The organism is Thalassolituus sp. UBA2590 (genome assembly GCF_002339775.1).
Classification (GTDB): Bacteria; Pseudomonadota; Gammaproteobacteria; order Pseudomonadales; family Oceanobacteraceae; genus Thalassolituus.
Genome location: NZ_DDKU01000020.1, coordinates 1 through 22,752, shown reverse-complemented (window position 1 = coordinate 22,752; position 22,752 = coordinate 1). Strand labels below are relative to the sequence as shown.

Here is a 22,752-nt window from a genome sequence, read left to right as displayed (position 1 = left end):
AAGCCAGTAGTCTTCGTGACCGCAGATATGGCTGGCGAGCTGGACAGCCCTCTCTATGGCTTATTCTCAATCGCCATGGTTATGCCAGAGCACAACCTGCACTGGAAGCAATGGTTTATTCAGCAACCGCCCATGGCCGATACGATCGAAATGAAGTGGGATGGCGAATGGCAGATAACCTATGAAACATTCCGGGATATGGGTATTGCCTACGGTATTGGCATGATCCTGATTTACCTGCTTGTGGTCGCGCAGTTCAGGTCGTATCTGGTACCGCTCATTATCATGGCGCCCATTCCATTAACGGTCATTGGTGTCATGCCCGGGCATGCCCTGTTTGGTGCCCAGTTCACTGCCACCTCAATGATCGGGATGATTGCGTTGGCCGGCATCATTGTGCGGAACTCTATTTTGCTGGTCGATTTTATTAACCAGAAAACAGGTGAAGGCATGCGATTCGAAGACGCCGTCGTGCACTCTGCGGCCGTGCGTTCGAAGCCCATTGCACTGACAGGTGTTGCGGCTATGATTGGCGCGTTCTTTATTCTTGATGACCCTATCTTCAACGGTCTCGCGATTTCGCTGATTTTTGGTATTCTGGTATCGACAGTTCTGACTCTGGTTGTGATTCCGCTGCTTTACTTCAGTGCCATGCGTGGAAAGCTCACCAGCCAGCCCAGCGATAACGGGTAAGCGTTACGCCGGGGGATAACAGGAAGCGAGTCCCAGTATTGCAAGAAAGAGCCAGCGTGAGGCAAGAACCCCAGAAGATCTCAACATCCGGCAGACGCTCCATCGTCTGCCGGATGTTTCTGTATATCTGCCTGACGCTGACCCTCGTTGGCAGCATTGCCGGCACCCTGCTCTACAGCATTCAGTTTGAACGTGAGATTGAGCGTGAGCATCAGGAAATGATGCGCATCACTAACACCTTCAAACCCGCTATTGCCCACGCTCTCTGGCAGTACGACAAACAGCAGCTACGCCTGCTTGTAGCCGGTTTACAGGGAGACCCGGGTGTCTCTTATGTTCGCGCCGTCGACACAGAGAACTTCAGCGCCGAGGCCGGTACACGGCCATACCATTCGCACGTTACCCGCATCCCGGTTTACTACGACGAACTGCTGGTCGGCGATCTCAGTGTTGCGTATTTCAATGGCAGTCCCTGGCTGAAAGCGCTAGAGAATGCCTCGCCCTATATCGGCAGTATTTTCCTGCTGCTGTTGGTACTCGCGGGCGCCCTGGTGCTCGTACTCCATCAGATTGTCACGCGGCGCATCACCAAGCTGGCACGGGCTGTACACAGCCGGATCGAACACGGCATTCTGACGCCAGTCGATATCAGCCCAAGCCGTTCCATGGACGACGTCGATCAACTGATGGTGGCCTTTCGTGAACTCAACGAGCAGCTGATTAAGGAGCTTGAGCGCAACAAACTGGCTCAACATCAGTTAAGTAAAGCGAACACCGAGCTTGAAGACAGGGTCGAGGAACGTACCGAGCACCTGTCAGAAACCATTGCACAGCTCAATCAGACCGTCGACGAACTGAACACCACTCAGTCCCAACTGATCGAAGCGGAAAAACAATCCGCGCTCGGCGGCATGATTGCTGGCATCGGTCACGAAATCGAAACGCCACTGGGCTTATGTCTGACGATGGAGTCGTGTCTTCGTAATGACGTACAGGCGGTCATCTCGGAGTATCCGGAACTGGCCAAAACGGAAGAATGGTCGCGGGTTTCTGAGAGTCTTGAACTGCTGAGAGAAAATCTGCGTCGCGCCACCAGCCTGATGAAGAGTTTTAAATCAGTCTCAGCGGGTCATATCAATGATGACAACGACTGGATTTATATTCACAAAACTATTTCTGATCTGCTGCGCAGCCTGTCGCCTATGTTGCGTAATCACCCGTACGAAATCCGGGTTAATTGCCCTGCGGATATCTGCATACAGGCATCCCCAACAGCGATCACTCAGATACTGACTAACCTCATCACAAACTCTCTGAAACATGGTTTTTCAGGTCGGGCTGAGGGCCTTGTTGTCATTACGATAAAAGAAGATTCAGACAACCTGATCATGGATTATCAGGACGACGGTATCGGCCTCAGCCGTGAAGCTGCGAAAAGAATATTTGAGCCAATGTTCACGACCTGCCGCAGCGACGGTGGTACTGGACTGGGTATGCATCTGGTTTACAACATTATCAAACAGCGCATGAAGGGCGATATCAGTATAGAGCCGTCAGACACCGGTGTGCACTTCCGCATGGTCATGCCAATCAGTAAAGCCAAGCGGCGCGATAAAGGCCGCCAGGCTATTTACTGATTTCTTGCGCGATCAGGCTTTTACTGTCGCGTCCTGAGGCTCAATATCAGCGAACTCACTATTCTCCGCCGAATCATTACCTTCGACATCACTCAATCCCAGCTTATCCAGCACGTTACTTAACATGATGTAGAGCGCTGGCAGAACCAGAAGACAGACGAAGGTCGTGAACAAAATGCCGAACCCAAGAGATACCGCCATGGGTGCAATAAACTGCGCCTGACGCGAAGTCTCGAACACCATAGGCGCAAGTCCACCAAAGGTCGTCAGTGTTGTAAGCAGAATCGGTCGGAAACGACGGATGCCCGCCGAAATAATCGCGTCATGCGCGTTCATTTTCTTGTCTCGGCGCTGCCGGTTAGCAAAATCGACCAGAATCAGGCTGTCGTTGACCACGACACCCGCCAGCGCAACGATCCCCATAATACTCATCACGCTGAGGCCATACCCCATCATCAGGTGGCCGTATAAGGCGCCTGCAGCACCAAAGGGAATAACCGCCATCACCAGCAAAGGCTGCGAGTAACTTCTGAACGGGATCGCCAGCAAGACATAAATCAGCAGCATAGAGAAAAAGCCATAAAGCTTGAGTGACGACATGCTTTCCTGAGTTTCAGCCTGACGCCCCTGGAAGCCGAAATCAACGCCGGGATAGCGCGAACGCATGTCCGGAAAAATACTCTCCTGCAACAAACTCATTACCGCAGGCACCTGTTCTCTCGGCTCGACGTTCGCCGTTACGTTCACAATCTGGCGACCGTTGCGTCGTGATATGGATGACGGCGATACGCCCTTCTCAAGTATCGCGACTTCTGCCAGAGGTACGTAGCTTCCAGACGGCGTCAGAATACGTAAGCGCTCAATATCCGCGGCTCGGCTACGCTCTTCTTCCGGCAAACGCACCAGTACCGTAACTTCACTGTTGCCGCGCTGCTGACGTAATGCACGCGAGCCGTATATCGCCGCCCGAATCTGTGCCGCCACATCGTCGGCCTCAAGCCCCAGACTGCGCCCCTGATCGGTCAACTCCACATCCCACTCAGGCTTCCCGCTGTTAAATCCATTCGCAATGTCTTTAACCCCAGTAATACCCGCCAGAGCATTCGCCATATCTTCACTGGCTCGCTCCAGAACATCGGTATGGCTACCACGAAGCTCGACCGTCAGGCCCGCGCCCCCAGAAGGGCCGCCGCCGCGCTCAGAGTCAAATGTCAGGCTACGAATACCCGCAATTTCACCGATTTCTTCACGCCATAAATTCACCAGTTCTGCTGCAGGAATTGGTCGCGCATCTGAGTCAACCAGTTGCCCTTCGACCTCTACACTGGTGCCATTGACGTCGCCCTCAATACTTAATAAGAACTCAGTCCCGTCAGCTTCGAATGGCGCAACAACGGTGCGAAGATCCCGCTCAAGTTTTTTGCGCACATCCGTCGCCTGTTGCAGAGGTGCATTTGACGGTAGTTCGACCGTAGCAACAACAAACTCACCCTCAAGACGCGGGAACATGCTGAAGCCCATGCGGCCGCTTGCAGCCCATGCCATCGCGATCATCAGAAAGAAAAATGCTACTGCGAAGGTCAGGCCGGGCGCACGAACTGCACGGCGTAATATCGGCTGGTAAATTTCGTTGATGAAGTAACCAAGCTTACTGTCGACATTCCGTTGAATTTTTTCCAGAAAGTTCAGTGGCGCATCTTTCGGCTTCTTTTTCAAATTCGCAAGGTGTGTAGGCAGAATGAACAGAGCTTCAATCCAAGATATCAGGAAGCAGCTGATAACAACCACGGGGATCGCAAGGAACAGTTTTCCCATCATCCCCGGCAACGCAAGAATCGGTAAAAATGCTGCGACGTTGGTCAGAATGGCGAATGCCAGAGGCACGGCGACTTCTCTCGCCCCCTGCACTGCGGCATCAGGAAATGCCATGCCCTGCTGCATATGCTCAAAGATATTTTCACCGGCGATAATGGCGTCATCAACGACAATCCCGAGCGCAATAATAAAGGCGAACATCGAGATCATATTGATGGATACGTCGGCCGCTGGAATTAACAGCAAGGCGCCTAAGAACGCCGTTGGGATACCCATCGTCACCCAGAAGGCGAGACGATATTCCAGAAACAGACTCAGCAATACAAGAACCAGCACCAGACCAATGGCGGCATTTTTCATTAAAAGGCCGACACGCTGGTTATACGTTTCACCATCGTCATCCGTAACGATCAGTTCAACGCCCGGAGGTAATCGGGTTTTGATTTCTTCCATTTGCCGATACGCGGCTTCGGTAACGGTGAAAGGCGTCTGGTTTTCGCTGCGGTAAATATCCAGTCCGATGGAAGGGTTACCGTTATACGTCACTTCACGGTTGGAATCGCCAAAGCCATCAGAAATAGTAGCGATATCACCAAGCTGTAAAAGCACACCAGAGTCATCACTGATCACAGGCAACTTACTGAATTCATCCGCCCAATAAATACGATTATCCAGCGTCAGCAGAATATCGCCGCCACTGGTACGAACCGTACCGGCGCTCTGCTCGATGGCGTTGGCAGCAATAGTATTCGCCACCTGCTGAAGGGTCAGGCCATAAGATTCAAGTGTTGCCTGAGAGATCTCAACGTGCAGTTCTTCATCAGGCGTACCTTTAACTTCAACGTTGGTAATTTCTGGCGCCGCCAGTAAATCATTACGTATCTGCTCGGCGAGCTTCTTCAGTTCAAATTTACTCAGAGGGCCAAAGAGTTTGATGTCCATAACATCAATAGAATGGCCGGACAAACTAACTACAGGACGCTCGATACCCGCCGGAAAGCTACTGATGTTACTGACTGCCTGCTGAATATCCTGATACGCTTTCTGACGATCGCCGCTGTTCTCAATCTCGACAGAAACACGGGCAGCGCCTTGAGCAGCCGTCGACGTAATTTCTTTCAGGCCATCGAGGCCCGTCAGTTCATTTTCAATCGGTAAGACAACGCCCTGCTCCATCTCTGAAGGCGTCGCTCCCGGATAGGCAACATTCACCGAAACATAATCGGCTTCAGTACTCGGGATAAATTCCTTACGAATTGCCAACGACATCAGAATTCCGCCAATGATCAGAAATGCCATCAGCAGATTGGGCGCAACCCCATGTCGCGCCATCCAGGAAACTGGCCCAGCCTTATTGATCATGGCTGATCTCCTGCAAATCCGTCAGATTTCTGGCCTAGATTCAGATCAGTATTCTGCCCTGAAACCCGCACAGGCATACCCTCAACCGCGGCATCAACCTGACTGGCCAGCAGCTGATCGCCCGGCCCAAAGCCTCCAGAGAACCAAACAAAGTCACGCCCGGAATAAAGAAGTTCGGGCTGTCGTTTGCGTAGCTTCAGGTCATTAATTACCCAAACACTGCCGTCGTCATTAACGCGATCACGACGTACCTGATAGGCATCGTCAAACTCCCGACCCGCCAGCGTCAGTGTGACAAAATCATTCACCAGAACGATAGGGCCATACTCTGGGTCCAGAGGGCTCTTGAGTGATAAAATAACGCGCGCCTGACGGTCACCACTATCGACACCCGGTAGCACGTTCAGAATAGAAGCCGTCCGGGTTTTCTTACCCCAGGCGGAGTGAGATACGATCACCTCGTGATCACGATCCAGAAGCGGCAAGAAAGATCGCGGGAGTTTCGCTTCGACCCAGAACTCAGAAGTTGCAACGGCCGAAAAGAGTTCGCTACCGGCACTGGCATAGCTGCCCGGGCTGACCGCGCGCGAACTTAAGCGACCGTCAAATGGCATACGGATTTCGGTACGAGCCAGATTAATTTTTGCCTGTTTTACAGCAGCTTCAGCACTGGCCATATCGGCCTCAGCAACCTGAAGCTGAGGCTCACGCAGAACCAGCGCACGGTCGGACGTCGACAGTTCGGTGCCTGAAAGTGCGTACTCTTCCTGAGCAAGGCTGACCTGCCCTTCTTCAATTGCCAGTGCCGCTTTCGCCTGAGCCAGTGTTGCCTGAGCCTGTTCCAGTGCTAATTCATAATCACCCTTCTCAAGCTGCGCCAGTAACGCGCCTTTTTTTAACAGCGCACCGGGCACCGCCTGAGCTGAGACCTGTTCCACTCTTCCGCTTACCTGAGCAACCAGAGTCACACTGTCGGACGCTGTTACCGCACCGCCAGTTTGCCACGACGCACGGGAAGCCACTTTCTCAAGCGGCTCTGCATCTACAAGCCGCGCTATTTTTTCCCGCTCTTTTTTACCCGGCTTAGGCGCCGTATCCTGAATGAGTTTCCACGCGCCGAAACTCGCAAGAATAATAAGAATACTGACACCGGCTAATGCCAGGTTTTTCTTACGATCGGTCATGCGTCGGTTTCTCCGAATCTGCCGTGACTAACGGCTTTGTATAATTGAATTCTTGATTGAGTAAGGTTCCAGCGGGCAGTCAATTGCTGGGATTCGAGGCTCAGGAGTTCTTGCTGGGCGTTGAGCAGATCGAGAAAATCAATCTGACCACGCGCGTAGTAGTAATCCTGTAGCTCGAGAGTTTTTCGTGCAAGTTCAAGTTGGTCCGTCAGGCTTTGTAGCGTCTTCAGGTACCGCTGCTCTTCTACCAGCGCCTGCTGAACTTCCTGAGCGGCTTCAAGTACGGTCTGACTGTAATCTGCCAGAGCCTCCTGCTCCGCTGCTTTCTGCCGGTCGACTTCTGCTCGACGACCGGCGCCATCGATGATCGGCAACACCAGAGAGCCGGCAAGATTGGCGACCCAGTTATCAAACAGTTGGCTGAAGTCTGCGTCACTATCGCGATAACTTGCTGAGAGGGAAAAACGGGGATAACGGTTCGCGGCGGCAACCGCCACACCGGCACTGGCCGCCTGAAGCCTGGCGTACGCTTCCTGAACATCCGGGCGTGCTTTCAGGGCTTCCAGAGGAACGTTATTCAGTGCCATATCAGGCTGAGGAACTGGCGTCAGGTCAGACACCATATCAGCCGTTATAGGCGCCTGCCCACGACCCAGCCAGAGAGCAAGCTGTTGCAGATAGATATCACGCTGTGCTTCAGCTTCGATGATATCAACACTCAGTGACTCAACCAGCTGCTGTTGTTGCCAGACATCTGTCAGTGCTGCCTGACCGCGACGCTTACGACCTTCGACTACCTTAAGCGCAGTTGCGAGACGTTGCTTCTGGTCTTCGAGAAGACGCAGCTTTCCGGCCTGAACACGCAACCCCAACCAATAGGTCGAGACTTCACCCGCTACTGTATTAGCCAACGTACGATACGCCGCTTCACTGGCATCGGCACTGAAGCGGGACTGAGCTGCTCCCGCACGAATGCCACCCCATAGGTCAATTTCATAACTGGCGGTTAAGCCGGCTGACCAGGTATCCGTGGTTGAGTCTTCACTGGTCCATTGCCGGCTTTTTCCAAGCTCTGCATTAACTTCCGGATAGTAATCACTGCGCGAGCCCCGTAACTGTGCCAGGCTCTGACGCAAACGCGCCTCTGCAGCCTGTAGGCTGTAATTGCCTTGCAGAGCATCATTGACGTACTCATTCAGTTCACTGTCGTTAAACGTCGTCCACCAATCGACCGCAGGTAAGACCTGTTGTTGATCAGTGAAGGTATCGGGAAGAACGATGGGGTCAGGTTCTGATACAGCAACGCTGCTGCACCCCTGCACTGCCATGACGGCAGAAGAAAGCAGAAGTAGCCGGGATGCCAGTCTTGTCGACCGGCCAGAGAGGTAGGAAGGGGGGCCGCTCACGGAAGAAGCTCCATAATAATCTGAGCCCAATGATAGAGCCTCAGCAGAGCGACTGATATTGCATTTTACCCTTCTTTACCGCCTCTGACGGCCCTCGACAGGCCGCCAGTGCAGAATGGCATCAGAAGAAAAAGTTTAGCGCCACTTCGAAGGTATCATCTCGGCGGAAAATGCTCGCAAGTGACTCCTCCTCTGCTGTTACCAAAGTAATAGTCGCATCAATCGTCATCGACGGATTTAACCGGGTATTGGCTTCCAGCAGAAATAAACGAGTGCCCGTATAATCGAGATCTTGTGTAATACCCGCAAGAATTTCACTCGACGCCATGTCATTGAAAACATAACGCGTGCCTAAGAACAGATCATTCTGGGCGTCAGAATACTCTGCACCACGGCTGTCGTACTGATACTCGGCAAGTAAGCCAAGATCAGCCGCATTTCCAAACGGGCCAACCAGAGTGTATTCAAAACCACCAACGGCTGCGGTCTGATCTTTGACCTCTATCCCACCCGGTAAGGCATCAAGCTGATAATCGCGATACAACAGTTCTGCCTTAAGCAACCAACCTTCAGGCGCAAACTGTATGGTAGAACCGATCTGATTCTGCATAGCGTAGTACGGCACCAGCTCAGTCAGCGTGAGCACACTGTTGACGACTTCCACCTGAGGAGCCAACAAAGGATCGCGCGATGTACCGCGGAATACAGACGCCGTCAGATCCAGTGGATACCCGTTCAGCTCAGAAACGTAAGACCAACGTGCCGCCAGATCAACATGCTGCTGCTCTTCGTCGGCCTGGTATTCAGCATCACCGCTGACCAGAAGCTCGGTGCGATAGCGCCCTGCTTCGCCCGGAAATGTACGTTCCCGGAAGCCGGGCAGTACGAAGGCCTCCCAGGTACCAACGTCAGACAACCAGATCCCCTGGATCATTGGCTGACCCAGTTTCTGATCGCCATCAATGGCTTCTACATAGTCTGTCTGGTTAATGACATCAACAAGATGCAGAGACTCAGTAACGCCCCAGAATACTTTACCTATACCAGCGCGCAGCTCCCATGGGCCATTCCACGTCATGAACATGGCTTCACGGATATCACCGTGCGTTCGCTCATCATCTGCAAAATCTTTGCGATAAAAAGGTACGAAAGTGAAACGACCGTTGCCAGATTCTGCATCCCAGACGACTTCAGGCTGCAACGTCAGTGACCATTGATCATCGACCTGCCCGCTGTAAGCACCGGACTCCAGGAAGCGACGTCCTTCAATACCCGCCTCAAGCGACAAGTCGAGCGCACTCACCAGAGGGGAAGCCCCCGCGCCTGCCAGCAACGCAGACACTGTCAGAAGTAGCTTTTTCATATTACTGCCTTATCGAGCACGCTTAAGCGATGCCTGACTGAAATCCGATTCGCTCAGCCCGGTATCAAACTCAATGCCGTGCGTGATGATGGTCGTGCTCTTGCCATTCTGGTGGTTTTGCATATCCAGCTTGTGCGCACGCCAGAACTTATCTTTGTAGAGTTTCCACTCAGACAGCTCAAGTGTTTTCAGCAATGTATTTTTACGATCGTAGTATTCCGTTTTTACCGCGCGCATGTGCTCGGTATCGATCCAGCTGATCTGGCGGGTATAGCCAGAAAATTTATCCACCGGATCACTTTCTACCACATGACACGTCATATCCTCAGCGCATGGCTCATCGCGCAGATAAGTAAATTCGTACTTTTCAGGCTCGAACGACCCCATATCTTCATAAGCAAATTCACTGCCCATAAAAGGGCCTGACTTGTTGCGGGAAGAAATACGCTTAACACGCTTCAGTGCGGGTAAATACAGCCACTGATCATCAGGTTTCGTATTGTGAGAAAAGCTCAGAAACGCCGTACCGCTGACATCTTTAGGCTCATCAAAAATCGTCAGGCCTTTATCACCGTCGTCCTGGATTTCAAAATTCTTCAGGCGCATTTTCCGTTCAGAGGTTTCCCCCTGTGAGTTACGCAGAATCATAGTCATCTCAGCCTGAGAATCGCCCCAGCCGGTGTCCCGCGCTTTACGCTCCTTAGCGATCTCGAGGCCTCGGCCACCGTCATCAGCGATAGCGAAAGGTGCAACCAATGCCAGTCCCGTCACGAGTGTAGTTATCAGTTTCATGCGTGTTCTCCTTTTAGGGATGTCTGCTCTTCAGCGTTTGCTTCAGGCTTATCTTTATCCAGCCACAACAGCATGGGTGGCAGGATGAGAAAATCAATAATGAGTGCGATCAGAATAATCAACGACGTTGCGATACCCATGTCTGAGTTCAGGCGGAATGCTGAGAACGCCAGCATAGAGAAGCCAAGGACCAGAACCAGAGTGGTGATCAGCAGAGCACGGCCAACGTTGATAAACGAATAACGCACTGCCGCTTCGGTCATCATTCCCTCCATACGTGCACGCTTATATTTACTCAGAAAGTGCACTGTATCATCGACAATAATGCCAAGAGTCATTGAGCTGACGATAGAAAGGCCCAGGTTTATTTCACCAGAAATAAAGGTCCAGAAACCGAAACCAACCAGTGCTGGAGTAATATTCGGGAACAGGCTGATCACACCCAGCCTGAGCGACCGTAAAGCAAAAATCAGGATGCCTGAGATAATCACCAGTGCCATCATCATGCTGAGAATCATGCTCTTCATATTCGTCTCACCAATGTGAGAGAACATCACTGAAGGGCTGGCAGCAGTCAGCCGGATACCGGGAGCATTTGCATCCATCCAGTCTTTGGCGCGGTTCTCAAGCGAGATAATCTCAACGCTTCCCAGATTTTTCAGAATCGACGTCATTCGTACTGCAGACTTATCCACGTTAACCTGGTTATTCAGATCAAGTCCGTACGGTAATGACATTTCGTAGAGCAACAGATACTGCGCTGCCAGCTCACGATCGTCTGGAATTCTGTACCAGTCAGGATCGTCCGCATGCATGTTTTTATTCAGGCGCTTAAAGGTATCCGACAGGCCACTGACGTGATCAATCTCCGGTTGCTGTTCAAGCCACTCGGTAAAATCGCGCATCACTGCAATAAACTCAGGATTACTGATACCGCCGGCCTCATCAGTGTACATGGCCCAATCGATAGACTGTGAACCTGAGAGCGTATCGGCCTGCTTTTCAACCGACTGACGGTACGCCGTCGATTCAGCAAAGTATTCTGTTGCGACATCGTTAATTTCATTACGCATCGCCAGTGCACTTAATACAGCAACTACAGCGACACCGCCCCACAACAAAGGCGTCTGGTGACGAATCACGAAATCACCAAAGTGAGCCATCGCAGGCGCTTTATCGTCGACGCGGCCACCCGCTCCGACCGGCAGCACCGACAACAAAGCAGGGAACAGAGTGACAGACATCACGTACGCTAACATCACACCCATAGCGCAAAGAAATCCGAAGTCAGCGAATACAGGAGACTCCGACATCATGAGTGTCAGGAAGCCAACCGCGGTCGTCGCACTGGTAATAAAAATTGGCATCCAGTTCAACTCGAGGCTGTAGCGCACGGCTTCTTTTCTGCTCTTACCTTGCTTCATGCCATATTGCATGGTCGCTACCACATGAACGCAATCCGCCACCGCAATAGTCAGAACCACAATCGGTACGTTAATGGTCCCCGTCGACAGGAAAAAACCCATCCATCCAGCCAGCCCCATGGTGGCCATAATGGTCAGTACCAGAACAACGACAGTGGCGAGCATCGCCAGCACGCTGCGCAAAAGAACCGCCAGCAAGACTATGATCAATAGCAACATCGCAGGAACCAGAGTCGACATATCTTTCTGGCCTTCCGTCGCGAAGCTGTAATTCATCGGAATAATTCCGGTGTGATAGAAAGCAATATCCGGGTAGCGCTCGGCAAATTGCGCACTCAGATCGCGTACAAAATCCATCACACTGGCGACGTTCGCAGTGTTGTCAGTTACGTCCGGCAATTGCAGCGTAATATTGATCAGGCTGACCTCTGTATCAGGCGAGATAATCCGACCATTCAGAGATGGCTCCGCCAGCGCGGTTTCACGAATTCGGTTGAGGTCGTCTTCCGTTAGCTCTTCAGGATAGAGCACCATGTCTTCGACGATCATATCGTCGTACTCGGCCCATGTATTCTGGTAGTTGGTCAGAGAATCTACACGGCTGGAAAACGGTGTCTGCCAGGCTTCCTCTGTGTATTCCTGTATCAGGGTCAGAATAGTCTCGTCGATCACTTCGCCCGATTCAGGCACCACTAATACCGCGATACCGTCGCTTTTATTGAAGATTTTCTGCATCTCTTCAAAATCATTCAGCGGGCCATACCCTTCTTCGAAGAAGACTTTGTAATCTCCACGAAAATAAAGATTGCCACCACCTGCTGCTGCGGCCAGAGCCGCAATAATCAGCGCGGCAATCACCAGCCATGCACGTTCCGTTGCCAGTTTTTCTACCCATTGACGCATAGTGCGCTCTCCTGAATTAAAGCGAAGCTCTCTGACTTTCCTCCGGGAACACCTCTTCAGCAATGCGCTGCCAGGTCGCCCGATAGTCCCAATCCTTCGACAAAGGCTTCATGCCTATGCCATCCATCAGCACATTCGCTCCGATTAAAGCGATGTTCTTTTCTTCAAGTAGATCACCGATGGTCTGCTCAAAACCGGTGTCTTCTAATAAATTGATTCCATAAGAGGTCGACCATGTAAGAAAGGTAATTACGGTGGCATCCAGGTCCTCTGTAATTTCAAGGTCTCCGGCCTGAACCGCAGAATCAATAACTTCAAAGGCTATGGCAAAGAGGGTTTCATCATTATGACGAACCTTCGCAGCACGCATAGGTGAGGTTTTCTCCACAAACGCGGCCGTCCGAGCCGTCACCAGTGCGGTCGACATAACCGGGTGCAGCTTCATGTGCAGACGATAGGCATAATGAATCGCCAGCGCTTTCTCTCGTGGCTTTCCATCGAATGCCTGCGCGCGCAAGAACATATCTTTGAGTTCTTCCATCCCGCGGCAACAGAGCGCTGCAAGGCAATCCTCTTTGCTGGTGAAATGGTTGTAGACGGTGCCCTTGGAGACATCACTGGCGCGGACCAGACGATCCATATTGAAATGCGCGTAACCGACGTCATCAATGATGAACTGAACGTGATCAAGCAATGTATTTTCGCGCTTATGCCACTTTTCTTCCTGACGAGGGGTGCGCTCAGGCTTTACGGGCTCAGGTGCCTTAGGGGAAGTCTTGGGCGACATGTCTTCCATCAACATGACCGTCGAATCCGGGCAACCCGCCATCCGCCACTGCTGAAAGGGGCAGTAGGGTTGTAAGTTGAAGAACAGACCTTTCAAGGTCTGTAACGCTGTGTGCAATATAATCATTTTTGACGATCCGTCATTTTTGACGAATCGTCATATTACACATTAAACAGAGGGAATCAAACGCACAAAAAGAGACACTTATTGCTTCGTTTGTAACAGTCTGTTGCAACTATGCGCCAGCAACCTCAGCACGCTTAAGACGGCTGCCGATGACAACTTCGATGAAGAACTCACCCGCTTTTGTATCGAAAGGAATAACGACTACCGGGCCCTCAACGTGATGAACCACTGGAGAGTCCCCGGTCAGCATGCGCGGCGTAGCCATCTCAAAACTGTAGCCACCCTCCCACAGCAGTTTACGAGCACCACCAGAGAGCATATTGGTCAGTTCGCCTGTGAGGTCCTTGCAGGTATCATCAAACTCCGCGACTTCTTCGCCGAGCATACTACTGCTTATCTTAATGATGGTGTCTTCGTTAAAGCTGATAGCGAGAGAACCGTTGACCGCATCACCCTCCATAGGAATCAGTCCAGTGACAACTCCCAGGGGATCTTCGTCTTCTTTGAGGTATGGCTTGCCATGCTCACACGTCATGGATGCCATGGTTGCGAGAATGTTGCTAATCGTCTCGATGAAGGGATTGATGAATTGAACATTCATAAAATCGGCCACCTCCGCACTCTCAGTGTAGTCGAGTTGATTGGCCTTGCTGGAAAGATTTACTTATTGCGGAGGTGCCAGCCGTTGTAGGGCTGGCAAGATCAGAAATCGACTGATTATTTTTTAATCAAAGTCCTTTCACTGCATATATACCGGGTGCGTTGCGCCAGTAACCGCGATAGTCCATACCAAAACCAAAGACATAGCGATCCTCTACCTCAAGACCGACGAAGTCGACCTCCATACCAGGTGCTTTACGATCGTGTTGTTTATCCACCAGAACCGCAGTGAGAACTTCCGCCGCCCCCTGAGCTTTGCAGGCCTCAACGACTGCCTCGAGGGTGTAACCTTCATCGAAGATATCATCAATGATCAGAACCGTACGGCCATCCATGGGCACGGATGGTGGCGCCTGCCATTGAAGATCAGCCTGAGCCGAGGTTTCCCCACGATAGCGGGTCGCGTGCATATACCCCTGCTCCAGAGGAAACTTCAGCCGGGTCAGCAGTTGTCCAGCAACCACGAGTCCACCATTCATAATGCTGTAAACCACAGGCATCTTGTCTGCCAGCCGCGCTGTGATGTCAGCCGCCAGAGAATCAAGGGCAGCTTCGACTTCTTCTTTGCTTTTCAGAAGATCAGCTTCATCCATCACGGTATTAAGTTGCTCGCGCGAAAGGCTCTCAGTCATAAGTTCTAAGTCCACATACATTTGTAAAGAGACTGTTATGGTATGGGCCAGATGTACTCGCGGCAAGCGAACAAACGCCTCATACACCCCCTGTGTGATATGATTCACGCCTCTGAATCACAACAACTAACATCAAAAACGCAGGAATCACCATGACACCGACGCTGCAACTTGCCGTTGATCTGATCGCCCGCCCATCCGTCACACCTGAAGATGAAGGATGTCAGGCATTGATGATGGAGCGCCTTGCCGCTCTCGGATTCAACAACGAGCCATTACGCTTCGGTGATACAGATAACTTCTGGTCGCGAAAAGGCAACAGTCAGCCTGTCGTCTGCTTCGCCGGACACACAGACGTGGTACCTACCGGCCCAGAAGCCAACTGGGACAACCCGCCGTTTGAGCCAAAAATCATCGATGGTATGCTGCACGGCCGTGGCGCCGCGGATATGAAAGGTTCATTGGCAGCCTTTCTCGTCGCCACAGAACGCTTTGTTGAAAAATATCCTGACCACAAAGGTTCGATTGCTTACCTGATCACCTCCGATGAGGAAGGCCCGGCACATAATGGCACCGTAAAAGTCATTGAAACCCTCGAAGCCCGCAACGAAAAAATCGATATGTGCGTTGTTGGCGAGCCATCCTCAACGACGCTCGTGGGCGATGTGATCAAGAACGGCCGTCGTGGTTCTCTTGGGTGCGTCCTTACGGTCAAAGGTAAACAAGGTCACGTTGCCTACCCTCACCTCGCGAAAAACCCAGTACATATTGCCGCTCCGGCTCTAGCAGAACTGGCCGCAGAAGAATGGGACCAGGGCAATGACTTTTTCCCTGCGACGAGCTTCCAGATCTCAAACATCAATGCGGGTACCGGTGCTACTAACGTGATACCGGGTACCTGCGAAGTCGTATTTAACTTCCGCTTTTCGACTGAACTGACCGCAGAGATTCTGAAAGAACGTACCGAAGCGATTCTGAACAAGCATGGTCTTGAATACGACATTGATTGGAAACTGAGTGGACAGCCTTTCCTTACAGACAAAGGCGCTTTAGTCGAAGCTGCTGTTAAAGCAATTAAAGACGTCACTGGCCGCGAGACCGAACTCTCAACATCAGGCGGAACTTCCGATGGCCGTTTTATTGCACCGACGGGTGCTCAGGTAGTCGAGCTTGGCCCGATCAATGCGACCATCCACCAGGTCAATGAACACGTCAGCGCCGATGATCTGAACACACTGACCGACATCTACGAAGCAATGCTGGTTGAATTACTCGCCTGATGAAAGACTCTGCCTCCGGGCTTATCTGCCCGAAATGCGAACAGCCACTGACTGCCAATGGTAAGCAGTGGCAGTGTCCTGACCGCCACAGCTACGACACAGCGAAACAGGGCTACATAAACTTGCTGCTGGTCAACCAGAAGAAATCGAAGAATCCGGGAGATGACGTAGATATGGTCCGGGCGCGTACAGCCTTTCTGGATTCGGGTATCTATGAACCGATATCAGACGCTCTGAATGCGCTGGTGAAGACAGGCCCCGTGCTTGATATAGGCTGCGGTGAGGGTTACTACACTCATCGCCTCCAGCAGCAATCCGGGTGTGAAATCATCGGTCTGGATATCTCCCGCGAAGCCATCAAAGGGGCGTGCCGACGTACAAAAGATATCCGTTGGCTGGTCGCCAGTGGCGCTCGGCCTCCGGTTTCCGCCCGCAGTATAAAGACCATCATCAGCTTGTTTACCCCACTCATGCCTCAGGGCCTGGATCATGCCCTCGCGGATGACGGTGAAATCATTACCGTGAACACCGGGCCGCAGCATTTGATGCAACTGCGGGAAGTCATCTACGATGAGGTTAAGGCTGAGAGTTTTTCGCCGGTTGCAAAGATGGCAGATGCCAGGTTCATCGCCGTCGATGAGCAAAAGCTGACCTACGAAGTAACGGTGCCCGGTGGTGATCCTCTGGTCGCATTGTTCAATATGACACCGCATCGCTGGAAGGTAAGTCCGGAACGCGCAGAAAAACTCCAGACAATTGATTCACTGACACTCGAAATCGACGTAGTATTACACCGGTTCCGCAGGCAGAAAGATTCGTAATGACCCGAGCAGACTTCTACATACTAGGTGGCCAGGCAGACCATGATCAGTGGTTCTTCGCTTGTAGGCTGGTAGAACAGATTCAGCAGAAAGGTCATAAAATCCTGCTTCAGGTGGACAATGAGCAGAAAGCCAGAGAACTCGATGATATGCTCTGGCAATTCCGTGCAGACGCCTTTGTACCGCACGCGCTGCTGACAGCCAAAGACGCACCTGTAGACTGCCCGGTAAGCATTGGTTGGGCTCAGGAACCCGGACATCACCACGATGTCATTATTAACCTGAGCGCTGAATTACCGGCTTTTTTCAGCCGTTTTGAAAGACTGGTAGAAATTGTCGTTCAGAAAGACGATATTCTGGCCTACACGCGCCAACACTTCCGGTTTCTGAAAGATCGGGGATATCCGGTGACGCACAACGATATGAGAATGAGCTGATGAAAAACAAGGAAGAGCCTAAAGACCTTCTGGCCGAACTCGAGATGTTGCAACGGGTGCTTGATAACCCGACTTCATCTGGCTCCTCTGCGGATGACATTCCGGTTCTGGATGACCTGTTCGACGGAAACATCCCCACCGTCAACGAACCTGCTGAACTTGATCTCAGCAACATTCCGACGGTTACGGATATTCCAACAGTTAATGACGTCGCCTCTCAGCCAGCATCACTGCGTGCAGTACCAAAGCCGCAGCCTCCTGTTGAGCGCGCACCTGAAGCACCTCAACCAGTACCTAAGCAAACGCCTCCCAGTGGCCTGAGCCCGCTGAATCAGATTCTCGACAAGATCAATCGCGGCCAGGAAACCGAAACGCCCACAATGACGCCGACCCCGGGTGCCAGCGAAACAGCACTGAGTTCAAAGCGTGCTGAGCTGGATGCCAACATGGCCGAAACCACAGCGTCGCTGACCTCCCTGCTCCAGCGTGAGCGCATGGTCGATGAACTCGTTGAAGAGTTGATACCCATGGTTAAAAGCCGCCTTCGTGCCCGCGTACGCGACATGCTCAACAACAAAGAAGACCTCTGACGGCCGCGTTCAATTCCGGTATACTGCTGCTCATTTTTTCAAGTCCGATATGAGTAGCAGCGAGTAATGGATAAGACGTACAAGCCCAGCGCAATTGAACAGTCCTGGTATCAGGAGTGGGAACAGAAAGGTTACTTCAAACCGTATCAGGAAGGCCTTGATGGAGACGGTTACTCCATCATGATCCCGCCGCCGAACGTTACCGGCTCGCTGCACATGGGTCATGCCTTCCAGCACACCATCCAGGACGCCCTCACCCGCTACAAGCGTATGCAGGGGCAGAAAGCACTGTGGCAGGTCGGTACTGACCACGCAGGTATTGCTACTCAGATGGTTGTTGAACGGAAGCTCGCCGCTGAAAACCAGCCAGACCGCCACGAACTTGGCCGTGAGAAATTCCTCGATAAAGTCTGGGAATGGAAAGAGCAGTCCGGCGGTACCATTACCAGCCAGATGCGTCGACTGGGTAACTCAGTCGACTGGGACACCGAACGCTTCACCATGGACGATGGCTTTTATAAGGCCGTTCAGGAAGTGTTTATCCGTCTGTACAAAGACGGCCTCATCTACCGTGGCAAGCGTCTGGTCAACTGGGACCCGAAACTGCACACCGCCATCTCTGATCTCGAAGTCGAAAACAAAGACAAGAAAGGTCACATGTGGCACCTGCGCTACCCGCTTGCCGATGGTCTGACCTACACCGACAACGAAGGCAATGTTAAGGACTACATCGTTGTTGCGACTACTCGCCCAGAAACCATGCTGGGTGATACCGGTGTGGCAGTTAACCCGGAAGATCCACGCTATAAAGACCTGATCGGTAAAGACATCGTTCTGCCGTTGGTCGACCGTCGTATTCCGATTGTGGGCGACGAACACGCCGATATGGAAAAAGGTACCGGTGCCGTTAAGGTCACCCCAGCACACGACTTCAATGACTATGAAGTCGGTAAGCGCTGCAACCTGCCGATGATCAATATTCTGACCTTCAACGCCGACGTGCGTGACGTGCCACAGGTGTTCAACACCGACGGCAGTGTGAACGAAGACGTAAAAGCCAGCATTCCAGAAAAATACCGTGGCATGGAGCGCTTCGCCGCGCGTAAAGCCATCGTTGCTGACTTTGAAGAAGCGGGCTTGCTCGACGAAATCAAAGACCACGACCTCACAGTGCCGTATGGCGACCGTGGCGGCGTGGTGATCGAACCGATGCTCACTGACCAATGGTACGTCGACGCCAAAACCTTGGCGAAGCCTGCGATTGAAGCGGTTGAGAACGGCGACATTCAATTCGTACCTAAGAACTACGAAAACATGTACTTCAGCTGGATGCGCGACATTCAGGACTGGTGTATCTCGCGTCAGCTGTGGTGGGGTCACCGTATCCCGGCCTGGTACGACGAAGAAGGTAACGTCTACGTTGGTCACGACGAAGCCGAAGTACGCGCTGCCAACAAGCTGGCTGACGACGTTGAACTGGTACAGGACGAAGACGTACTGGACACCTGGTTCTCCTCTGCCCTCTGGACCTTCGGCACTCTTGGATGGCCAAACCTGGACGACCCAGAGGTCGCCAAGCGCATGCTCGACTTCCACCCGACTGACGTGCTGGTCACCGGCTTCGACATCATCTTCTTCTGGGTGGCGCGCATGATCATGATGACCATGCACTTCATTAAAGACGACGATGGCAAACCGCAAGTACCGTTCAAAACCGTGTACGTCACGGGCCTTATCCGTGATGAAGTCGGCCAGAAGATGTCGAAATCTAAGGGTAACGTCCTCGATCCGCTGGATATGATCGACGGTATTTCCCTCGACGACCTGATGGAAAAGCGCACCGGCAACATGATGCAGCCACAACTGGCTGAGAAAATCGGCAAGCGCACCAAAAAAGAATTCCCGGAAGGCATCGCGCCACACGGTACCGACGCCCTGCGCTTCACCCTCGCAGCCATGGCCTCGACTGGCCGTGACATCAACTGGGACATGAAGCGCCTAGAAGGCTACCGTAACTTCTGTAATAAGCTATGGAACGCCTCACGCTACGTAATGCTGTCTGTGGCCGGCGAAGAAGCCGTTGAAAATGCAGATGGTGGCTTGATCGAAATCACCGACGCCATGAAAGCCGCGTGTGGAGTGAACGGAGAGGATGCCGCCCTGTCACTGGCAGACCGCTGGATCATCTCCCGCCTGCAGCGCGCCGAAAGCGAAGTACGCCGTCATATGGACCAGTACCGCTTCGACATGGCCGCACAGACGCTGTACGAATTCATCTGGAACGAATACTGCGACTGGTACCTAGAGCTGTCTAAGCCGGTACTTTGGGATGAGAACGCGACTGAAGAAGAGAAGCGTGGCACCCGCGGTACTCTGGTACGCGTGCTCGAAGCCATTCTGCGACTGGCGCACCCGATTATCCCATTCATCACCGAGTCTATCTGGCATCAGGTGAAAGACCTTGCTGGTAAATCAGGCGACACCATCATGCTCGCCGCTTACCCAGAGCCACAGGAAGCACTGATCGACGAAGGTGCAGAAGCCGACATCGAATGGCTGCAGAACGTCATCACCGCCGTACGTAACATCCGCGCCGAGAAAAACATCGCCCCAGGCTTTGAACTGGAACTGCTGTTCAAAAACGGCGGCGACGACGACTTCCGCCGCGCTGAAGAAAACCAGGCCTTCCTGATGAAACTCGCCAAGCTCAACAAACTGACCTGGCTGAACGAAGGCGACGAAGAACCAATGTCTGTCACCCAGCTGGTTGGCGACATGGAAGTACTCGTACCCATGGCTGGCTTCATCGACAAAGACGCAGAAGTGGCACGCCTGACCAAGTCTATCGACAAACTCGGCAAAGACCTGGAGCGCGTACAGAACAAACTGGGTAACCCAGGGTTCGTTGATAAAGCACCAGAAGTCGTGATCGAAAAAGAGAAAGAAAAAGCCGCCGGCTTTGAGCGTGATATCGCCAAACTCAACGACCAGATCGAAAAGATCAAAGCGTTGTAATCAGCGAAGCTGCTCTGAAAACAAAAACGCCAGCTCTGCAAAGACCTGGCGTTTTTTATACCTCGCTTATTTCAGGCTACTGCCATCCCTTGTAGGAGCCAAACGCGAAGCTTTGGCGAACCGGGTTGGAACAACCCGCCTACGGCCTACCCTATCTAAAGCCCTATTTTGCGAACACCGCCCTGTCGGTTAAACTGATCAAAACACGTACATCGGCTAAGTATATGAACCGCGAACAGGCACTCGACATATTGTCCCGCTGCAAACCCGTCCTTCAGGAACGGTACGGCCTGACTACGCTCGCGCTTTTTGGCTCAACGGCACGTAACGATGCCCGCGAGGATAGCGATATCGACATCCTCGTCGGTTTCGATGGCAAAGCCACGTCCAAACAATTCTTCGGTGTACAGTTCTACCTCGAAGAAGCCCTGGGTAGCCCTGTAGACCTGGTCACAGAGAAAGCAGTCCGCGAAGAGCTGAAGCCATACATCACAGAGGACCGTGTTGATGTGCTCTCATCAGCAAGGGTGTGAACATGGGTAAGTTTGATCAGCTTCTGCCAGACATAATTAAACTTGCCAATGCAACAGACGAGGTAGATACGCTCTATTTATACGGATCTCACGCCAAAGGATCTGCACAGGAAAACAGCGACATTGATCTGGCAGTGATATTCAAAAATACCGACATTGACGTCGTAGCCCGACGTCTGAGACCTGAGATATTGGCTATCGACTGGGCTAATAAACTGGAGTTACCAGAAGGCAGCCTTTCCTTATTAGACCTGGGAAATGGGCCCGTACCACTTGCCATGTCAGTTTTGAAAACCGGGAAACTGCTCGTAAATAAAAACCCTGCTCATGAATTTGAAGTCAGTGGAAAAATAATGTCGAAGTGGGAGATCGATCACCTTCACCATTATCAACAGTTTGGTTAAACCGGGAATTAGCAATGGAAAATACCTACCTGCTTTCAATGAAAGCGCACATTGCGGAAATTGAAGCTGACCTCAAAGGTCTTACAACAATTCTCAACGAACGCCCAATGAGCCGATACGAAGCAAAAGCCAGCGAACGCTTAATCCAAACTTTGGGCGAGGCCTGCATCGGCATCGCCAAGCACCGATGCAAACAACTCGGCTATCCTGCTCCTGACAACGCGTATGTAGCTTTCGAGCGGCTTTCTGAGCATGACGTAGCTTCTATGAAAAGCATCAACTGGAAGCGAATCATCGGTATGCGAAACGCTCTCGTCCACGACTACCTCAACATCAACCCAGAGATAATCGAGCAATTGATTCGCGAGAACGAATACAGCTCGCTCGTTGCCTTCGCGCAAGAAGAATTAGTTGCACTAGGTAGCTAGAAGTCTGTCACTCCCGCGAAGGCGGGAGCCCAGCGCCGTGCTCACCTCCGCAAAGTGGGCACTGTCCACCTCGGGCCTCATCATCTAAAGCCCTATTTTGCAAACACCGCTCTCTCGGTTAAACTGTTCAAAATATAAACACCACGTCAGAGATGCGTGAACCATGAACAGAACTCTCGAAGACATCATCAAAAACGAAAAGCCAGAAGTCGTTGCCGAAGCCAAGTGGTTAGCAGACGACATGCTCAAAAAGATTCACGATATTGATGGCGATTCTGCAAAAAACGCTTCAGACCAGCAGAGCTAATCCTGTAGGAGCTAAACGCGAAGCTTTGGCGATACGGGTTGGAACAACCCGCCTACGGGTTCCCGGGCGTAATGCTCTATATTGCTGACACCGGTAATCCGACCTATAAAACCAAAGAAACCGCCAACAGGCCACTGCTGTCCCACAGTTTTG

General features: G+C 52.1%; 20 protein-coding genes. 11 read left to right on the top strand and 9 right to left on the bottom strand.

The features are described 5' to 3' along the window. A partial coding sequence (locus B2067_RS01655) for an efflux RND transporter permease subunit (RefSeq protein ID WP_301387262.1) occupies positions 1-693 on the top strand: 693 nt, incomplete at its 5' end. A gap of 56 nt (positions 694-749) precedes the next feature. Next, positions 750-2,330 carry a sensor histidine kinase gene (locus B2067_RS01650; RefSeq protein WP_301387261.1) on the top strand — a complete coding sequence of 527 codons (1,581 nt, stop codon included), beginning with the start codon at positions 750-752 and terminating at the stop codon, positions 2,328-2,330. A 12-nt stretch (positions 2,331-2,342) separates the two neighbouring features. On the opposite strand, the gene B2067_RS01645 is transcribed toward B2067_RS01650, so the two are convergent. The 9 genes from B2067_RS01645 to B2067_RS01605 form a co-directional block, all read right to left on the bottom strand. Then, positions 2,343-5,507, bottom strand: a complete 3,165-nt coding sequence (locus B2067_RS01645; protein WP_301387260.1) for an efflux RND transporter permease subunit — start codon at positions 5,505-5,507, stop codon at positions 2,343-2,345. Continuing rightward, positions 5,504-6,691, bottom strand: coding sequence for an efflux RND transporter periplasmic adaptor subunit (locus B2067_RS01640; protein WP_301378418.1), 1,188 nt, complete (start codon positions 6,689-6,691; stop codon positions 5,504-5,506). Before B2067_RS01640 ends, B2067_RS01645 begins: the two co-directional genes overlap by 4 nt. Further along, positions 6,688-8,097 carry a TolC family protein gene (locus B2067_RS01635; RefSeq protein WP_297532943.1) on the bottom strand — a complete coding sequence of 470 codons (1,410 nt, stop codon included), beginning with the start codon at positions 8,095-8,097 and terminating at the stop codon, positions 6,688-6,690. Before B2067_RS01635 ends, B2067_RS01640 begins: the two co-directional genes overlap by 4 nt. A 121-nt stretch (positions 8,098-8,218) precedes the next feature. Further along, entirely contained in the window at positions 8,219-9,460 is a 1,242-nt protein-coding gene (locus tag B2067_RS01630) for a hypothetical protein (RefSeq protein ID WP_068439908.1), read from the bottom strand. Between the two features lie 9 nt (positions 9,461-9,469). Further along, complete coding sequence (locus B2067_RS01625; protein WP_068439910.1) at positions 9,470-10,252, bottom strand: outer membrane lipoprotein-sorting protein; 783 nt, start codon at positions 10,250-10,252, stop codon at positions 9,470-9,472. Next, positions 10,249-12,579: an efflux RND transporter permease subunit gene (locus B2067_RS01620; protein WP_068439912.1), complete on the bottom strand. Its 2,331-nt coding sequence runs from the start codon at positions 12,577-12,579 to the stop codon at positions 10,249-10,251. The genes B2067_RS01625 and B2067_RS01620 overlap by 4 nt, the downstream gene beginning before the upstream one ends. A 16-nt stretch (positions 12,580-12,595) precedes the next feature. Next, positions 12,596-13,492 (bottom strand): TetR/AcrR family transcriptional regulator, encoded by an 897-nt coding sequence (locus B2067_RS01615; protein WP_301387259.1) that lies wholly within the window; start codon positions 13,490-13,492, stop codon positions 12,596-12,598. Between the two features lie 109 nt (positions 13,493-13,601). Continuing rightward, a complete protein-coding gene (locus B2067_RS01610; RefSeq protein ID WP_297532939.1) occupies positions 13,602-14,093 on the bottom strand; it encodes a chemotaxis protein CheX in 492 nt (163 codons plus the stop codon). A gap of 127 nt (positions 14,094-14,220) precedes the next feature. Beyond that, a complete protein-coding gene (locus B2067_RS01605) occupies positions 14,221-14,784 on the bottom strand; it encodes a hypoxanthine-guanine phosphoribosyltransferase (protein WP_068439926.1) in 564 nt (187 codons plus the stop codon). Between the two features lie 152 nt (positions 14,785-14,936). Between B2067_RS01605 and dapE the strand changes: the two genes are divergently transcribed. The 9 genes from dapE to B2067_RS01560 all read left to right on the top strand — a co-directional run bounded on the left by dapE (position 14,937) and on the right by B2067_RS01560 (position 22,599). Then, positions 14,937-16,064 carry a succinyl-diaminopimelate desuccinylase gene (gene dapE / locus B2067_RS01600; RefSeq protein WP_068439917.1) on the top strand — a complete coding sequence of 376 codons (1,128 nt, stop codon included), beginning with the start codon at positions 14,937-14,939 and terminating at the stop codon, positions 16,062-16,064. Beyond that, positions 16,064-16,885, top strand: coding sequence for a putative RNA methyltransferase (locus B2067_RS01595; protein ID WP_301387258.1), 822 nt, complete (start codon positions 16,064-16,066; stop codon positions 16,883-16,885). Before dapE ends, B2067_RS01595 begins: the two co-directional genes overlap by 1 nt. After that, positions 16,885-17,322, top strand: a complete 438-nt coding sequence (locus B2067_RS01590) for a DNA polymerase III subunit chi (RefSeq protein ID WP_068439921.1) — start codon at positions 16,885-16,887, stop codon at positions 17,320-17,322. The genes B2067_RS01595 and B2067_RS01590 overlap by 1 nt, the downstream gene beginning before the upstream one ends. Then, the gene (locus tag B2067_RS01585; RefSeq protein ID WP_301387257.1) at positions 17,322-17,912 is read left to right on the top strand and encodes a hypothetical protein; all 591 of its coding nucleotides are present in this window, start codon (positions 17,322-17,324) and stop codon (positions 17,910-17,912) included. The genes B2067_RS01590 and B2067_RS01585 overlap by 1 nt, the downstream gene beginning before the upstream one ends. A gap of 66 nt (positions 17,913-17,978) precedes the next feature. Continuing rightward, positions 17,979-20,927 carry a valine--tRNA ligase gene (locus B2067_RS01580; protein ID WP_301387256.1) on the top strand — a complete coding sequence of 983 codons (2,949 nt, stop codon included), beginning with the start codon at positions 17,979-17,981 and terminating at the stop codon, positions 20,925-20,927. A 224-nt stretch (positions 20,928-21,151) separates the two neighbouring features. Further along, entirely contained in the window at positions 21,152-21,460 is a 309-nt protein-coding gene (locus B2067_RS01575; RefSeq protein WP_297532935.1) for a nucleotidyltransferase family protein, read from the top strand. A gap of 2 nt (positions 21,461-21,462) precedes the next feature. Beyond that, on the top strand, positions 21,463-21,864 hold the full coding sequence (gene mntA, locus B2067_RS01570) for a type VII toxin-antitoxin system MntA family adenylyltransferase antitoxin (RefSeq protein ID WP_301387255.1): 402 nt from the start codon (positions 21,463-21,465) through the stop codon (positions 21,862-21,864). 14 nt (positions 21,865-21,878) lie between these two features. Next, positions 21,879-22,292: a type VII toxin-antitoxin system HepT family RNase toxin gene (hepT, locus tag B2067_RS01565; RefSeq protein ID WP_301387254.1), complete on the top strand. Its 414-nt coding sequence runs from the start codon at positions 21,879-21,881 to the stop codon at positions 22,290-22,292. Between the two features lie 163 nt (positions 22,293-22,455). Next, positions 22,456-22,599 carry a hypothetical protein gene (locus B2067_RS01560; protein ID WP_297532932.1) on the top strand — a complete coding sequence of 48 codons (144 nt, stop codon included), beginning with the start codon at positions 22,456-22,458 and terminating at the stop codon, positions 22,597-22,599. Positions 22,600-22,752 lie beyond the last annotated feature (153 nt).

Coding starts and splice junctions, on each gene's coding strand:
- B2067_RS01595 (WP_301387258.1), top strand. CDS start 16,064: ATGAAAGACTCTGCCTCCGGGCTTATCTGCCCGAAATGCGAACAGCCA.
- B2067_RS01630 (WP_068439908.1), bottom strand. CDS start 9,460: ATGAAAAAGCTACTTCTGACAGTGTCTGCGTTGCTGGCAGGCGCGGGG.
- B2067_RS01590 (WP_068439921.1), top strand. CDS start 16,885: ATGACCCGAGCAGACTTCTACATACTAGGTGGCCAGGCAGACCATGAT.
- B2067_RS01640 (WP_301378418.1), bottom strand. CDS start 6,691: ATGACCGATCGTAAGAAAAACCTGGCATTAGCCGGTGTCAGTATTCTT.
- B2067_RS01560 (WP_297532932.1), top strand. CDS start 22,456: ATGAACAGAACTCTCGAAGACATCATCAAAAACGAAAAGCCAGAAGTC.
- B2067_RS01585 (WP_301387257.1), top strand. CDS start 17,322: ATGAAAAACAAGGAAGAGCCTAAAGACCTTCTGGCCGAACTCGAGATG.
- hepT (WP_301387254.1), top strand. CDS start 21,879: ATGGAAAATACCTACCTGCTTTCAATGAAAGCGCACATTGCGGAAATT.
- B2067_RS01575 (WP_297532935.1), top strand. CDS start 21,152: ATGAACCGCGAACAGGCACTCGACATATTGTCCCGCTGCAAACCCGTC.
- B2067_RS01580 (WP_301387256.1), top strand. CDS start 17,979: ATGGATAAGACGTACAAGCCCAGCGCAATTGAACAGTCCTGGTATCAG.
- B2067_RS01620 (WP_068439912.1), bottom strand. CDS start 12,579: ATGCGTCAATGGGTAGAAAAACTGGCAACGGAACGTGCATGGCTGGTG.
- mntA (WP_301387255.1), top strand. CDS start 21,463: ATGGGTAAGTTTGATCAGCTTCTGCCAGACATAATTAAACTTGCCAAT.
- B2067_RS01610 (WP_297532939.1), bottom strand. CDS start 14,093: ATGAATGTTCAATTCATCAATCCCTTCATCGAGACGATTAGCAACATT.
- B2067_RS01615 (WP_301387259.1), bottom strand. CDS start 13,492: ATGATTATATTGCACACAGCGTTACAGACCTTGAAAGGTCTGTTCTTC.
- B2067_RS01625 (WP_068439910.1), bottom strand. CDS start 10,252: ATGAAACTGATAACTACACTCGTGACGGGACTGGCATTGGTTGCACCT.
- B2067_RS01645 (WP_301387260.1), bottom strand. CDS start 5,507: ATGATCAATAAGGCTGGGCCAGTTTCCTGGATGGCGCGACATGGGGTT.
- B2067_RS01605 (WP_068439926.1), bottom strand. CDS start 14,784: ATGACTGAGAGCCTTTCGCGCGAGCAACTTAATACCGTGATGGATGAA.
- dapE (WP_068439917.1), top strand. CDS start 14,937: ATGACACCGACGCTGCAACTTGCCGTTGATCTGATCGCCCGCCCATCC.